The 15907-nt window shown below is 42.5% G+C and carries 12 protein-coding genes; 1 reads left to right on the forward strand and 11 read right to left on the reverse strand.

The features are described 5' to 3' along the window. Window positions 1-36: 36 nt before the first annotated feature. The 5 genes from clpB to ACIQZD_RS09325 all read right to left on the reverse strand — a co-directional run bounded on the left by clpB (window position 37) and on the right by ACIQZD_RS09325 (window position 6747). Complete coding sequence (gene clpB, locus ACIQZD_RS09305; protein ID WP_402901074.1) at window positions 37-2625, reverse strand: ATP-dependent chaperone ClpB; 2589 nt, start codon at window positions 2623-2625, stop codon at window positions 37-39. A gap of 212 nt (window positions 2626-2837) precedes the next feature. Next, entirely contained in the window at window positions 2838-4040 is a 1203-nt protein-coding gene (locus ACIQZD_RS09310; RefSeq protein ID WP_402901078.1) for an FAD-dependent monooxygenase, read from the reverse strand. 123 nt (window positions 4041-4163) lie between these two features. After that, window positions 4164-5276, reverse strand: a complete 1113-nt coding sequence (locus tag ACIQZD_RS09315; protein WP_101224122.1) for a cupin domain-containing protein — start codon at window positions 5274-5276, stop codon at window positions 4164-4166. 30 nt (window positions 5277-5306) lie between these two features. Then, window positions 5307-5798 carry a DinB family protein gene (locus tag ACIQZD_RS09320; RefSeq protein ID WP_402901082.1) on the reverse strand — a complete coding sequence of 164 codons (492 nt, stop codon included), beginning with the start codon at window positions 5796-5798 and terminating at the stop codon, window positions 5307-5309. 1 nt (window position 5799) lies between these two features. Further along, on the reverse strand, window positions 5800-6747 hold the full coding sequence (locus ACIQZD_RS09325) for a fumarylacetoacetate hydrolase family protein (RefSeq protein ID WP_402901085.1): 948 nt from the start codon (window positions 6745-6747) through the stop codon (window positions 5800-5802). Window positions 6748-7139: 392 nt separating this feature from the next. Here ACIQZD_RS09325 and ACIQZD_RS09330 point away from each other — a divergent pair, with 392 nt between their 5' ends. Then, on the forward strand, window positions 7140-7898 hold the full coding sequence (locus ACIQZD_RS09330; protein ID WP_402901088.1) for an IclR family transcriptional regulator: 759 nt from the start codon (window positions 7140-7142) through the stop codon (window positions 7896-7898). Window positions 7899-7952: 54 nt separating this feature from the next. On the opposite strand, the gene ACIQZD_RS09335 is transcribed toward ACIQZD_RS09330, so the two are convergent. The 6 genes from ACIQZD_RS09335 to argB form a co-directional block, all read right to left on the reverse strand. Further along, complete coding sequence (locus tag ACIQZD_RS09335) at window positions 7953-8132, reverse strand: YjzC family protein (protein ID WP_034314546.1); 180 nt, start codon at window positions 8130-8132, stop codon at window positions 7953-7955. A 610-nt stretch (window positions 8133-8742) separates the two neighbouring features. Then, window positions 8743-9702 (reverse strand): ornithine carbamoyltransferase, encoded by a 960-nt coding sequence (gene argF, locus ACIQZD_RS09340; RefSeq protein WP_402901091.1) that lies wholly within the window; start codon window positions 9700-9702, stop codon window positions 8743-8745. Continuing rightward, window positions 9699-12818 (reverse strand): carbamoyl-phosphate synthase (glutamine-hydrolyzing) large subunit, encoded by a 3120-nt coding sequence (locus tag ACIQZD_RS09345; protein WP_402901094.1) that lies wholly within the window; start codon window positions 12816-12818, stop codon window positions 9699-9701. The genes argF and ACIQZD_RS09345 overlap by 4 nt, the downstream gene beginning before the upstream one ends. Next, window positions 12811-13893: a carbamoyl phosphate synthase small subunit gene (locus ACIQZD_RS09350; RefSeq protein WP_402901097.1), complete on the reverse strand. Its 1083-nt coding sequence runs from the start codon at window positions 13891-13893 to the stop codon at window positions 12811-12813. Before ACIQZD_RS09350 ends, ACIQZD_RS09345 begins: the two co-directional genes overlap by 8 nt. A gap of 81 nt (window positions 13894-13974) precedes the next feature. After that, entirely contained in the window at window positions 13975-15126 is a 1152-nt protein-coding gene (locus ACIQZD_RS09355; RefSeq protein WP_402901100.1) for an acetylornithine transaminase, read from the reverse strand. After that, window positions 15123-15896, reverse strand: coding sequence for an acetylglutamate kinase (gene argB / locus ACIQZD_RS09360; protein WP_402901105.1), 774 nt, complete (start codon window positions 15894-15896; stop codon window positions 15123-15125). Before argB ends, ACIQZD_RS09355 begins: the two co-directional genes overlap by 4 nt. Window positions 15897-15907: the final 11 nt, after the last annotated feature.

Raw genomic sequence — 15907 nt, forward strand, 5'->3', positions numbered from 1 at the left:
GTACTTTGCTTACGGGTAAACTACATTTCAACGTTTTTATATGAGAACCAATTCATCATGATCATAATCAATCGTTATTCCTTCTTTAATCTCAACAGTCCCGGCAATGATTTTACGGGCGATTTTCGTTTCCAGATGCTTTTGGATGAATCGCTTCAGGGGTCTTGCCCCATATACCGGATCATATCCTTGTTCCGCAATGAATTCCTTAGCCGCTTCAGTAACATTCAGGACTATATTTTGTTCAGTTAACCTTACTTGTAATTGATGAACCATTTTATCTACGATTTCAACGATTTCTTGTTTTGTCAGAGGTTTGAATAAAACAATGTCATCAACGCGATTCAAAAATTCCGGACGGAAATGCCCTCTTAACTCTTTAAAGACCTGATCTTTTATTTCTTCTTCAATGCCGCCATCCACCCGGTTTGACTGCAATAAGAAATGGGATCCGATATTGGAAGTCATGATGATCACCGTATTTTTACAGTTGATTGTTCTTCCTTGGGAGTCCGTTATCCTTCCATCATCCAGCATTTGCAGCAAAATATTGAAGACTTCCGGATGCGCCTTTTCAATTTCATCGAATAATATGACTGAATATGGGTTTCTCCTAACAGCCTCCGTAAGTTGGCCGCCTTCCTCAAATCCAACATATCCAGGAGGTGCACCGACAAGGCGGGACACGGAATGTTTCTCCATATATTCCGACATATCGATTCGAATCATATGTTCCTCACTATCGAATAACGTTTCTGCCAAAGCTTTTACCAATTCGGTTTTACCTACACCCGTTGGCCCTAGAAAAATGAATGAACCGATTGGTCTGTTTGGATCCTTAATTCCAGCCCTTGCCCTTAAAACAGCATCGGATACGAGTTCCACCGCTTCTCCTTGACCTATTACGCGTTCATGCAGGATATCAGATAGGCGAAGCAGCTTCTCCCTTTCACTTTCCACCAGCTTGCTAATCGGAATCCCCGTCCACCTTGCAACAATCGAGGCAATTTCCTCCTCCGTCACTTCCTGGCGAAGCAATCGTGATTCCTGTTTTTCCTTTTCCAATTCGTCTTCCATTGCGTCCAATTCTTTTTGAAGCTGCGGAATCCTTCCATGTCGAAGCTCAGCTGCCCGGTTAAGGTCATAGTCATTCTCTGCCTGTTCCAGTTCATGACGCAGTTTCTCAAGCTCTTCACGTTGATCCTGCACCTTTTGAAGCGCTGATTTTTCCATTTGCCACTTCGATTTCATGCCATTCGCTTGATCCTGAAGTTCTGATAGTTCTTTTTGAAGCACTTCCAGCCTTGCTCTGCTTTGAGGGTCCTCCTCATTCTTCAAGGCCGCCTCTTCAATTTCAAGTTGCATGACTTTTCTCGTGATTTCATCCAACTCGGATGGCATTGAGTCGATTTCCATTCGGATCATCGCACATGCTTCATCCACAAGATCTATCGCTTTATCCGGTAAAAATCGCTCCGTTATATATCGGTTCGAAAGGACAGAGGCCGCAACGATCGCCCGATCGTGTATCCTGACGCCATGGTGAATTTCAAACCGTTCCTTTAATCCCCGCAAAATTGAAATCGTATCTTCAACATCCGGTTCAGGAACCAGAACCTGTTGGAAACGGCGTTCCAGAGCCGGATCCTTTTCAATATATTGCCGATATTCATCAAGGGTCGTTGCACCGATACAATGCAGCTCACCGCGCGCAAGCATCGGCTTTAACATATTTCCGGCATCAAGTGCGCCATCCGTTCTTCCTGCACCGACAATCGTGTGCAATTCATCAATGAATAATAGAATTTTACCGTCACTCTTCTTGATCTCATTCAAGACCGCTTTTAGGCGTTCCTCAAATTCACCGCGGAATTTGGCGCCAGCGACAAGCGCACTCATATCCAGTGAAAAAACGGTCTTGTCCTTTAATCCCTCAGGCACATCCTTCCTGACGATCCTTTGTGCCAGCCCCTCGACGATGGCTGTTTTACCTACTCCGGGTTCTCCTATTAATACAGGATTATTTTTCGTTTTACGTGAAAGGATCCGGATGACGTTACGGATTTCCGTATCACGGCCGATTACGGGGTCGACCTTCCCCGATTTAACCTCAGCAACGAGATCTCTGCCGTATTTTTTCAGTACTTCATAAGTGCTTTCAGGATTTTGACTAGTCACTCGCTGATTCCCCCTTATATCGTTTATAACCTGTTTTGCTTTATCATAATCAATTCCATATGATGAAAAAAGCCTGTTTACATTCGTTTTATTGACCTGCAGCGACGCAAGGAGTATATGTTCGACAGATAAGTATTCATCCTCCCACATCTGCATTTCTTTTTCGGCAGCCTTCAAAATTTGCTGCAGGGAGGATGACATGTAAACCTGGGAAACACTACCGCTCACTTCCGGTAATCGATCCAGTTCCTTATTTAGCTCTATATTAAATAGATTCATCGGTTTACCAGATTCCGATAAAATCCTGATTAATAAACTTTCATCCTGTTCCGTTAAGGCCTTTAATAAATGAAGCTCCGTCAGCTCGGGATTCCCTCTATCTTTGGCTAGTTCCTGCCCGCCGATGAACGCCTGTTGGGTTCTCTCCGTCATTTTATTAATATCCATCTTAAAACCTCCCATTCAGCTATATCATGAACGAATCCCACTTGGTTTGACCAAATTTGACCTTTATATTTTCATTATACTTTTAATTTTCCCCATGTAAAGAAAAGTTATAAAAAATGCAGGAGGTATGGACGATAAACGGCAAAAGCCTTTCTTCATATAGAAGAAAGGCAGACTCATTTGTAAACTGCATAAGGATGAAACAAAACGGATTATGCTTTCACGGCCGTTTTATTATAACCATGAAATTCATCGACGAATTGGAAATCCCTATCCGTACGACCTGCAAGGATCGTATCTCGGAGCAGAATTCCTGCATCGGTCGTATTGTGGATGATTTCCCCCCACATTCTTGCGCTCGATTGAACATTAGCCGTGCGCGGTATGCGTTCCTCTTGATATTCCAAAAATGCCTGTTCAATGTCATTCCCATGCTTATGAAGCATATCCGACAAATAAGCTGCATCTTCTAAAGCCTGGCAAGCGCCCTGTGCCAAGTATTGAAGCATCGGATGTGCCGCATCTCCCATAAGCGTAATTCTTCCTTTTGTCCAATTATCAATTGGTAAACGGTCATACATTGGCCAGCGGCGTTGCCTTTGAATGAATGAAATCGCATTCTGAACAAGCTCACAAGTTCCGGCAAATACACGGTCCATTTCTTCCGGGGTTCCCCATTGATCTGTTTTTTCGTTTTCTTCCGTATATTGAGAACTTTTGAAGACCACTACTTGGTTGTATAGTTCTCCCCTTCTAACCGGGTATTGAACAAGATGAAGGTCTGGCCCAATCCACATGTATACATCATCTAAATCTCCATGGCTCGTAACCTCTTCCATCGGGATCGCTCCCCTGTATGCAACATATTGAGAGCAGACCGGCTGATCTTCCACAAAAAGTTTCCGTGCCTTGGACCATAATCCATCGGCTCCAATGACAGCAGTTCCTGAATGTTGGGACCCGTTGGCAGAAGTAACCGTCACTTCACCTTCATTTTCTACTGTCTCAATAATGGTTTGATTCGTAACCAGTTCGATATACGGGTTCTTTTCACAGGCTTCAGCCAGTACTTTATGCAAATCGGAACGATGCAAAACAACATATGGAGCTCCATATCTTTCTTTATAAACATCACCTAAATCCAAAGCGGAAAGCTCTTTTCCGGAAAAGGCATCCATCAGCACCAATCTTTTTGGAAATACTGCAATTTCATTGATTTTATCCATGACGCCTAAACGCTGCAAGACGTTGGTGGCATTTGCTGCAAGCTGAATCCCTGCACCGATTTCGCCAAATTCGGGAGCTTGTTCAAGTACTTTTACATACTGTTTTGTTTCTGCGATTCCTAATGCAGTTGCCAATCCGCCAATTCCCCCACCGATAACGATGAATGGTTTATTTTCTGTGTTCATCATCAATTCCCCCTATATTAGTTGCTTTTAGCCAATGTTGCGGACCACTACCATAGTAAGCGTTTTCATTCGACTGGCATTCCATATATTTCAGGATCTAAGCTGAAGATTCCAAACAGATTATTTTCAAACCAAAACAGGCTTGAATTCACTTTCAACCTTTTGGTAACCATTGTTTGCGTCTAATGCCTGTTGCTGCTCCAAATCGAATCTCTCCATTATTGGTAAGTCGTTTACCGAGAATAAGTAAGAATCCGCTTCTGCAACGTGCTCATGCCATGCCCAATTTGGAACGACGAAATAATCTCCCTTGGACCAGTCAAAACGCACGCCATTAATGACCGTATAGCCTGATCCTTGGTGCACTTGATAAATTGTGGAATGGGTATGGCGATGTGCTTTCGTATGGAAACCTTTCGGGAGTTTCTGCATCCATGCCCCCATCGTCGGATTGGCCGTTTGGCCATTTGATGGATTGATATATTCCACGGCGAAACCATCATATGGATCCGGTTCGAAATTCATTAATCCTTCTATCGCTGCTTTGGTGCCTTTCCACTTGTAGTTGGCAAGCGGTGCCACTTGTGAATATCGGTCGGATACTGGACGAACCATTCCGCCTTGATAACGGAGCTCTGAAAAATTATCGGGCCGTTTAGGCGTTTCAATCCGATCAGGATATGGTTCAAAGAAAGTGCCGCCTATGGAATAGATGGTTGGGATATCAAGGGCATCCATCCAAATCATCGGTTTATCGCCAACATGTCCATGACCATGCCATAGGTTTTTAGGCGTGATCAAGAAATCTCCTTCTTCCATGAAGATCCTTTCTCCCTGCACGATGGAGTAGGCACCTTCACCATTCGTAATGAAACGAAGTGCACTTTGGGAGTGACGGTGGGAAGGGGCCACTTCACCTGGCAGCAATAGCTGGACCGCTGCGTATAGCGTTTGTGTTGTCGATGCCCAGCCCCAAGGCTGACGATATGTGAGTCCAGGGTTCTGAAAATAAATGGCCCTGCGCTCCCCGCCTCGGTCAGGTGTGAATATTTCAGCTGCTTCCATCAATTTTTTTGTCAAAAGCTCTTCTTTCCATAAATAAGCATGCGCATGTGGTTTAGGTTCATGGTCCATCAGAGCGGGAATGGCTTCCCACAGCGGCCCAAGGTTATACTGCTGAATATCCTTTGTAAAATCTTTTACGATTGTACTATTCATGTATTCCGATTTTTCAGCCATATTAATCCCTACTTTCTTTTTTATCTTGCCTCACTGGATTTTAGAAAGATTTCGCTTAATTTGATCATAGTGTCCTGAAACATGCTCATCGATGAAGTGATCGACTATATAAGAAACTGGTTTGTTTCCGAATTTTGCGAAATTCCGGTGTGGCGATTCTTTGGATAGTGTTTCTTCATCTAAATTCCCGAGACTGCTCTCCACTTTATATTTAAGCTCCTCCACTTGCTTCATGACATCTTCAACAGCAAGTTTGTCTGTATCGGTAACTGCAGCCAATCGGGCTGGATCTTGCAATCCACGCCCCCATTCGGCTCCAGGCACCGCTATTACAGTTTCCACTTCACCTAACCAATAAGGAATGGCTTCAGCTAAATGGGAAAGTATCTGCATGATTGACCATTCATCCTCTGCTGGTTTAAATCGGATCGTTTCTTCCGGTAGGTTTGCCGCTGTCTCAAGAATGTGGTCGATTGATTGTTGAACCGATTGGATTGATGTCCCGATTTCATGATAAGCCATTTTATTTTCCCTCCCCGACACGTCGCACACGGTTTTCAAGATAACCTATTTTGTCGATTTCGATTTTGACAACGTCACCATCTTTTAAGAACACTTGTGGATCACGGGCTACCCCTACCCCACCCGGTGTTCCTGTGAGGACGATGTCACCTGGTTCAAGAGTCATTAAGTTCGATAAGAATTCAACTAGATACTTCACATCGAATACGAAGTTGGATGTATTCGTTTTTTGGCGTTCTTCACCATTTACCGTTAATCGGACATTTAAGCCAGATGGATCGGAAAGTTCATCGGAAGTGACTAACCAAGGCCCCATCGGAGCGCTTCCTTCAACCGTTTTCCCTTGTAGCCACTCAAGTGTACGCCGTTGGATATCACGGTAAGTGACATCATTCGCAATTGTATAACCAGCTACATAATCAAGAGCATCTTCTTTTGAAACATTACGTGCCCTTTGTCCGACTACAAAAGCGAATTCCGCTTCATAATCCAGTTGTTCAGAGATTGGGAAAAACGGTATATCATCCTGGGGACCGATTACTGTATTGGCGAACTTTGCGAATACCACAGGGAATGGCGGCAGTTCACGACCCATTTCAGCAATATGCTCACGGTAGTTATGTCCGACACAAATAATTTTGCTTGGCTTTTGGACAGGGGCCTCTAGCTTTATATTTTCAATTTCATGTACCAATTTATGTCTGAAGGAATCACGATTGTTAATAGCGTAGTCCGCAGCCTTTTGCGCGATGGAAAGGCTTTCATTGCCTCCCTGTAAAAACTCCTCCATTGTTGCAGGGACATACGCGTCAGCGATTTGTTCACTGCGAAGTTTCCCTTCGCTTTCAAGAAGCGCTTGATAGGCATAGTTCAAGTCAACTACTACTTTATTCGGGTAAATTGCACCAATACGTTTAAATCCTTGACTGCTGAAAGTTACTAATTTCATATTTCATTCTCCTTTATTTATCTGGATTTTTTTAATACCTCTTTTTGATGCCACCATCCTGATTCTGCTGGATCCGCTTCGCATACCAGTATTTGAATGACTGTATATCTTATCTATTTCACTTATAGTTAACACTGTTCACTATTTATATAAATAATAACTCAATTTTCGGAATATTGTCAAGAAAGTATTGCAAATTTTTGTGCAAATGTTATCATCTACACCATTATCAGCACTTCGGAATCAATAAAAACTGCGCTAAAGTTATTTTTTTAATAGGAAAGGATATTGATAGCTTCAAGCAGCCGGCGGTTTTTCTGCTAAATTTCATTTATATTTTACAGATTCTGATATACTAGACCTAAATTAAAACAGATTAGGGAGATTGATTTATGGAAATCGTAAAATCCGGTTCGACGATTCAATCATTACAAATAGGGATGAGCATCATAGATTTACTTGCTTCCCAAAGAACTCCTTTAAGATTCTCTGATATACAGGAATTAACGGAAATAACGAAAAGTAACCTATATAAGTATTTGAATACTTTGACTCAACTGGAGCTACTATATCGCGATAAGACAACCGGTATGTATCACCTTGGGAGCAAATTGATTCAATACGGAATGGCAGCGATAGGAAATGAGGATGTAACGAGCAGAATAACTCCTTATTTACAGGAAATCAGTCACCATACTTCTTGCACGGTCCTTTTTTCCGTTTGGACATATGATGGACCAATCACTGCAAAAATATGGAATTCCAACCAAAACTTAAACATCGGGGCACAGTTAGGTACTCGACTTCCGCCAACATCCTCTTCCGGAAAGGTATTCACTGTATTTCAGGATCCTTCATTGACGGCGGAATGGATTGAAAAAGATCGTAATGTTACAGGTTCGTTCCTTAAAGAAACAAATGAATATGATGAAATTCGGAAATACAAAATAGCTTTTGCCAAAGAGCCTCTTGTACCATCCGTTTCCTCCATGTCCATTCCGGTTTTTAATTATAATTCGGAATTATTGGGAGCGATCACTGCCGTTGGGTTCACCGAGAGCATTCCTGATCATCATGAAGATCCTTTAAGCCATTATTTAAGGAAGTGCTGTTTGGAAATATCGAATATATTCGGTTATTCCGCTGAATAGAAAAAAAGCAGGAAGAAGGATGGCGATCATTCCTTTTTCCTGCTTTTAGATGTTTCATGGCTTCCGCTTATATGTCCATATCCGGTTATGATTGGATGTTTCAGGAAAAGAATCACCTGCATCAAGCTTTACCATTTTCGGATTCACTACCGTGCTGCCCGTTTCACCGATTTCTACGTAGGTCCCATTATTCGGTGCCTTTTGACCTGGCTTAAATTGACGATTTTGCCCCATAGATTTCACCCCTTTACATGCTTTCCCTGTTATTATTACCAGGTTCCTTCCTTTCATGTCAGAAAAATTAAGAACATACAGGAAAGCCGCTGAATTAAAAAAGCGTTGTTCTCTGAATTGACTTGACCGTTGATTTCCACTTCAGGCACTCGCTTTCCGCGGGCGGTCCGGGAGCCTCCTCGGCGCCATTGCGCCTGCGGGGTCTCCCTTGGACGCGTTTTTCCCGCAGGAGTCTCGAACACCCGCTCCAATCAATTTTGTTTTAACATTAAGGATAGACCTTTTTACCTGCAGTCACTTTTGTTTAAAATAGATGGATTAAAACTTAAGGTGATAAGGATGCTTTCTAAACATGGTTCTATTCAGCGAGATCATCTTGAAATGATTTACTTTAGATCACTTGGTCCCATCGAACCATTTGGTTAGTAAAATGAAGGCATCAATTATTGTCTTTTTCATCTATGACTTGGTGGCAGGAAGCCCAAGTATTGATTTAGTTATAATCCTCTAACTGCTACAAATAAAATCAAAAAGGTTTCGGAATGAGACCATTCCGAAACCTTTTTTTCTACAAACTGAGCGACTGCTCTCTGAGGAGACGCTTTTTTGGTTAAGACATTAAGTCCACAAGGACCGCCTTTTGGGCATGCAGACGATTTCCGGCTTGGTGGAAAACGACGGAATTAGGTCCATCGATGACTTCAGCCGTAACCTCTTCCTCCCGATGTGCAGGCAGGCAATGCATGAATAAATAATCTTCTTTAGCAAGTTTTACTAGCTCACCATTGATTTGATAATCTTTAAAAGCTTCTAAGCGGATACCATTCTCGATTTCCTGCCCCATGGAGGTCCAAACATCGGAATAGACGATATCCGCATCTTTTATGGCTTCCGAAGCTGAGGTTGTCACCAAAATTTCACTGCCAGTCTCTTCTGCCACTTTTTTAGCATAGGCGACGACCTTTTCATCAGGTTTGTAGGCGTCAGGACATCCAATGGAAAAATCCATTCCCATTTTTGCACAGCCTACCATCAATGAATTGGCAACATTATTGCCATCACCGATATAACTCATCTTCAAGCCTTTTAGCTGCCCTTTTATCTCGATGATCGTCAAGAAGTCAGCAAGCACCTGACAAGGATGAGCAAGATCTGTTAACCCATTGATGACTGGGATAGAAGCATTTTCTGACAATTCCAGGATTTTTTCATGCTCGAAGGTACGAATCATGATGCCATCAATATATTCAGAAAGGACTTTTGCAGTATCGGAAATAGTTTCACCACGTCCAATTTGCAAGTCATTGCCACTTAGGAACAAAGCGTGTCCGCCAAGCTGCATCATGCCTACTTCAAAAGAAACACGGGTACGGGTAGACGATTTTTCAAAGATCATCCCCAGCGTTTTCCCTTTTAAAGGCGTATATTCTTCACCAGCTTGCAATTTGCCTTTAATGGTCTGCGCCAGTTTTAACAAATTTGCAATTGCCGTTGGTGTAGACTCCTTCATGGTCAAAAAATCTTTTCCATTTAAAATCTTCGCTTGTGTCGGTGCCGTCATTGAACTCATACGTGTGACACTCCTTTCGAATATGTTACAAGCCATTCCTGAAGCGAGTTAACCCCTGGATCAGCTTTTTCTAACGATTGTAGATAGGCCTTGAACGTCTCTTCTTCCGTAAATGCAAGCAGTCGGTATTTCGCTGCAAGTAACCTTAGCTTCTTATCTTCCTCCGTTGTTCCATATGCCAAAACGACCGCCGCATTTCCTTCATTTAACCATTTATCAAAATCCGAATTCCCCAATATCAAACCTGCTTCTTTGATTTGGGCTAACAAATCTTCACTTAATTGGACAGATTCTGATTGATAAACACCAGTAGTATGTTTAGCTTTTTGAGCATGGAATACTTTTGTCAACGCTTCATTTACCGTTTCCCCGATGGCGATTCCTTCACCTGTTGATTTCATTTCCGGACCTACCTTCGAATCAAGTCCGCTTAGTGCAAATGTAGAGAATACGGGATATTTGACGACTGCATATGGAATTTCATCCATTAAGCCCGTTTTTTCGAACGCATTCGACAATGAATATTTCCCAAGCAATATTTTTGTCGCTATTTGCACCAAGGATACATCGGTCACTTTACTGATGATTGGAATTGTCCGGCTTGCACGAGGATTCACTTCCAATACATACACACTATTTCCCTCAATCACGAATTGGATGTTCATAAGTCCTTTATAACCAAGTTCACTAACTAGTTTTTTAGCATAAAGGGTCATTTTATCTTTGATATCGTCCGTTAAGGATTGAGCTGGCAATAATGCCATGCTATCCCCTGAATGGACGCCTGCTTTCTCTATATGTTCGGCAATGATGGGAATGTATACATCATTTCCATCTGCAATCAAATCGATTTCGGCTTCCTTCCCTGGAATATAGGAATCGATCAACACTGGATAGACAAGTGCCGTTCCATTTGCCATTCTATTCAACAAGCTTTCCTTGGAGCGGATGATTTCCATACCCTGGCCGCCAATTACATAGGATGGGCGTAAGAGCACCGGAAAGCCGATTGCCTCTGCACTTGCAATTAATTGTTCTTCACCATTAGCCATAGAACCCGGTACATGCGGGATATCCAGTTTTTGAAGAAGCTGATAAAAACGATCACGATCTTCTAATTGATCAAGTGTATCGAAGGAAGTCCCCAACAAATTGACACCGTATTCTTCCAGGCCTTTTGCCAGGTTTATCGCAGTCTGCCCACCAAATTGGACGATAACATCTTTAATATCTTCCGCTTCTATTACATTAAGAACATATTCAAGAGTCAACGGTTCGAAATAAAGGCGATCTGCCGTCGCAAAATCCGTGCTTACCGTTTCCGGATTATTATTGATCATGATCGTTTCAACATTTTCATCTTGGAGTGCATAAACACCGTGAACCGAACAGTAATCAAATTCTATTCCCTGTCCGATGCGGATCGGACCGCTGCCAATCATCAAGACTTTCTTTTTATCAGTTTTTTTCTGTTCGTTCTCACCAAAATATGTTGAATAGTGATAGTTCGTATGTGATTCGAACTCGGCTGCACATGTATCAACCGTTTTGTAGACAGCCGTAAGACCCAGTGATTTGCGGTGTGCTCTCACTTCCATCTCACTTACTTTCCATACGGAAGCAAGGTAGCGGTCGGAAAAGCCCTTTTCCTTGTATGTCTGCAGTTCTTCCTTTGTTACCTGATCGATTGCCTTAGATTCAATCTCCAATTCGTACTGGATCAATGACGCAAAGGATTTAAGGAAGAAATAATCTATGGCTGTCGCTTCATGGATTTCTTCAATCGTCACGCCTTTTCTAAGCATTTCAAAAATGACAAATATTCGTTCATCAGATTTTTCGGCAAGCTTTCCCCAAAGTTCAGGAACCGTTTTATTTTTCAGCGATAATAGCTGCAGCCCAATCGTTTTCAATTCCAAAGAATCGACGGCCTTTTGGACTCCCCCTTCAAAGCTGCGGTGTAAAGCCATCACTTCACCAGTCGCCTTCATCTGTGTTCCCAATTTGCGGTTGGCGGTCGTGAATTTATCGAATGGCCACCTCGGGAACTTCACCGCTACGTAGTCAAGAGCAGGTTCGAAGCTTGAATAAGTGCTTTTCGTTACTGGATTGATGAGCTCCGATAAATCGTAGCCGACAGCGAGCTTTGCGGCTATGCGTGCTATAGGATAACCTGTTGCTTTGGAAGCCAGTGCCGATGAACGGCTGACGCGCGGGTTTACTTCTATTAAATAATATTGCTTGCTATTCGGATCAAGGGCAAATTGAATGTTACAGCCGCCTATTATACCTAAAGCAGAAATGATTTTAATGGATGCGGCACGCAGCATCTGAAACTCATCGTCCGATAAAGTCTGTGATGGTGCCACGACGATTGAATCACCTGTATGGATCCCTACCGGATCGATATTTTCCATATTACAGATGGTAATGCACGTATTGTTTCCATCTCGCATAACCTCATATTCGACTTCCTTATAACCAGCTATGCTTCTTTCAATCAAGCATTGTGTAATCGGGCTTTCTTGAAGTCCGCCCCGTACAAGTTCCTTAAAGGTGTCCAGTGAATCGGCAATACCACCGCCAGTTCCCCCGAGTGTATAAGCGGGACGAACGATGATGGGGAAACCGATTTTGTCGGCAAAAGCCAGCGCTTCTTCAAGTGTATGGACAATCGTACTGTCGGGAACGGGTTCACCTATTTCAAACATCAACTCACGGAACAGTTCACGATCCTCCCCTTTTTTGATGGAGTCGATCGGAGTTCCCAATAATTTGACATTATATTTTTCAAGTACTCCAGCATCATCCAATTGATAAGCAAGATTCAATCCTGTTTGACCGCCTAATGTAGCGAGCAGGCCATCCGGCTTTTCTTTGGAAATGATCTTTTCCAGTACATCAACTGTTAAAGGTTCGAAATAGACAGCATCCGCATTCATATCATCAGTCATGATCGTTGCTGGATTGTTGTTGACCAGTATGACTTTATATCCTTCTTCCTTTAAAGCAAGGCAGGCCTGTGTACCTGCATAATCGAATTCGGCGGCCTGCCCGATGACAATCGGCCCCGAACCAATCACTAAAATGGTCTGTATCGTGTTGTCCTTAGGCATAAGCTTTTTCTCTCCCGCTATAATCATTTATCATTTGTAAAAAGTCGTTGAATAGTAATGAACTCTCGATAGGTCCTGGATTTGCCTCTGGATGGTACTGGGTAGTGAAGATTGGCAAGTCTTCATGCATGAGCCCCTCAACCGTGTTATCATTCACGTTTCTGAATCTCACTTGCAGTGATGTTCCTTGCAGGCTCGGTTCATCAACCTCATAACTATGATTCTGCGAACTCATATACACCTTTTTCGTTTTCAAATCGACCACGGGCTGATTCGCACCGCGATGTCCAAACAGCATTTTTTTTGTATTTCCGCCGAAGGCAAGGGCCGTTAATTGATGACCGAGGCAGATGCCCATCGTTGGAAAATTCGTAATGATCTTTTTAATGTTTCCTAAGAGGTATTCAAGCTGTTTTGGATCCCCAGGCCCATTTGAAAGCAAAATACCATCTGGCTTCAAGTCCTTGATTTGCTCGAATTCCGTATCGAATGGTACGACAGAGACTCGGCAGCCTTGCTCGACCAATGAATCCAATATGGATTTTTTATAGCCGAAATCCATCATCACAACGTGCTTGTCGCCTTCCCCAAAGCTCTCGACAACCTTTGTGGATACCTCAGCTACATGGGCTGATAAACCATTCAGGCCGGGTACGACTGTGTATTTTTCTTCTGCTGTGATGACTGCCTGCATGGAACCTTCCTGTCTTATATTCTTAACGACCGCTCTTGTGTCAACATGGCTTAAAAGAGGGATGTTCCACTTGTCTAAATATTCACCAAGTGAATATTCAGCTTGATAATGGGAATGGCTCATATTTCCTTCATATACAATAACACCGGCAACATGCGGCTTCTTACTTTCAAAATCATGTTCATTGATTCCATAATTTCCGATTAGCGGGTATGTGAAGATGACAATCTGGTCCTTATATGAAGGATCTGTCAACACTTCTTGATATCCGGTCATTCCTGTGAAAAATACAATCTCTCCAGTGATTGTTTTTTCAGTCGATTTAGTCAGCAGTTCCCCTTCAAAGACGGAACCATTCTCTAAATATAGATAGCTTTTCATGATCTTCACCTCTTTAGATGATGTATATTTATATATACAATAGCATAATTATTCATTTTATTCTATAAAAATTCATTAAATTTAGACAATTTGTTTTATTGCCAATACTTTTTTAATTTTATTTATCGCCTTATCGATCTCCGATTCGGTAACTGTCAGGGATGGGAGTAAACGAAGTACTTTAGGACCTGCACTCAATACAAGTAAGCCCTCTTCTTGCAGTTCCATTAAAAACACCTGAACATCTTGTTTACACTCAATTCCGACCATCATTCCCAGACCGCGAATCTCTTTCACTTCTTCCATGCCCTTCAATGCTTTTGTCAATTCGCTTTTAAGGTATTCAGCCTTTTTAACTGTTTCTTTTAAAAACCCTGAATGGAAAATTTCCTTTAACACGGCTTCGGCTGCTGAGACACTGACGGGATTACCTCCAAAAGTGGATCCATGACTACCAGGGTTAAAGAACTCAGACAGCGTTTCCTTCCCAATCATCGCCCCGATTGGCAGGCCATTTCCCAGCCCTTTTGCAGAAGTGATGATGTCCGGTTGGATATTGAAATGCTGGAATGCGAATGGTTTCCCTGTACGCCCTATCCCAGTTTGAATTTCATCTATGATAAGGAGAACTCCGTGTTCTTGGCATTTAGTTTGAATCGCGTCCAGATATGATTGCTGTACAACATGGATGCCGCCTTCTCCCTGAACGATTTCAATCATTACAGCTGCCGTATTTTCATCAATGGCTGCTGTCATGGCTTCATTATCATTAAATGGAACATATTCGAACGAAGCTAGCATCGATCCGAAACCAATCTTGATTTTTTCCTGCCCCGTTGCAGCCATCGTTGCAAACGTACGGCCATGGAAAGACTGCTGACATGTGACAATTTTGCTTTTCCCGGTAGCTTTACGTGCTAATTTTATAGCTGCCTCATTTGCCTCGGCACCGCTGTTGGCAAAGAACACCTGACTTAAACCAGAGGCATCAGCCAGCATTTTTGCTGTCCGTTCCTGTATGGAACATTGAAACATATTCGATACATGCCAATATTTATCAAGCTGTTCCGTGACGGCCATTTTTACCTTCTCATGACAATGTCCAAGATTCAGTACCCCGATTCCGGATGTGAAATCCAAATACTCTTTACCTGTTACACTCGTAATCTTCAATCCTGACGCTTTTCTTGGCTCAATGTTCCACCTTGCATATGTTGGAAATAAAGAACTCATTGTAATACCCCTTCCTCCTGAAGAAATTTCGTACCGATGAATTGACCGCCTTGATAAAAATGATCTTTCCCACTAACGATCATCACTTCTTCAATCCCTTTATTCAGCACCGACAACGCTGTATTGACCTTCGGAATCATTCCCCCATGGATACTTCCATCCATGATCATATTCTTCGTTTCCGTTTCATTCAATTTCTCAATGATCTGCCCGTTCTTCAAGACCCCTTTAACATCGGTCACAAATAAACACATATCGGCCGATAGTGCCTTCGCTACAGATCCTGCAGCCATATCGGCATTCACATTTAATTTAGTGCCTTCTTCGGTAGTTGAAATGGGCGTCAATACCGGACAATAACCTTTTTCGAATAAAAGTCCGAATAATTCCGTATTGACTTGTTGTATTTCACCAACAGCTCCAAGTTTCTGTTCATCGATATAATCACCTGTGAGAATTCCGCCGTCAGAGCCATTTAAACCGACTGCCTTGATGCCATGTGCTTCCAATTTATGAACAAGGCTGCGGTTCGATTTGCCTGCCAGCATAAGTTCCACAATTTCCAACACTTCAGTGGTCGTTTTTCTTAACCCATCTTCAAATACAGGTTCAATTTTAAATTTTTCAAGCATTGAATTTATATCAGGGCCGCCTCCATGCACAAATACGATATGGTAGCCGCGGTTTTGTAACTCTTTAACACTATTGAAAAACGACTCCGATAACTCGTTAATGATGCTGCCGCCGCACTTAATGACTAATATGTTCATACTTTTCACCT

It is taken from the genome of Peribacillus sp. NPDC096447 (assembly GCF_044762725.1).
Lineage (GTDB): Bacteria > Bacillota > Bacilli > Bacillales > DSM-1321 > Peribacillus.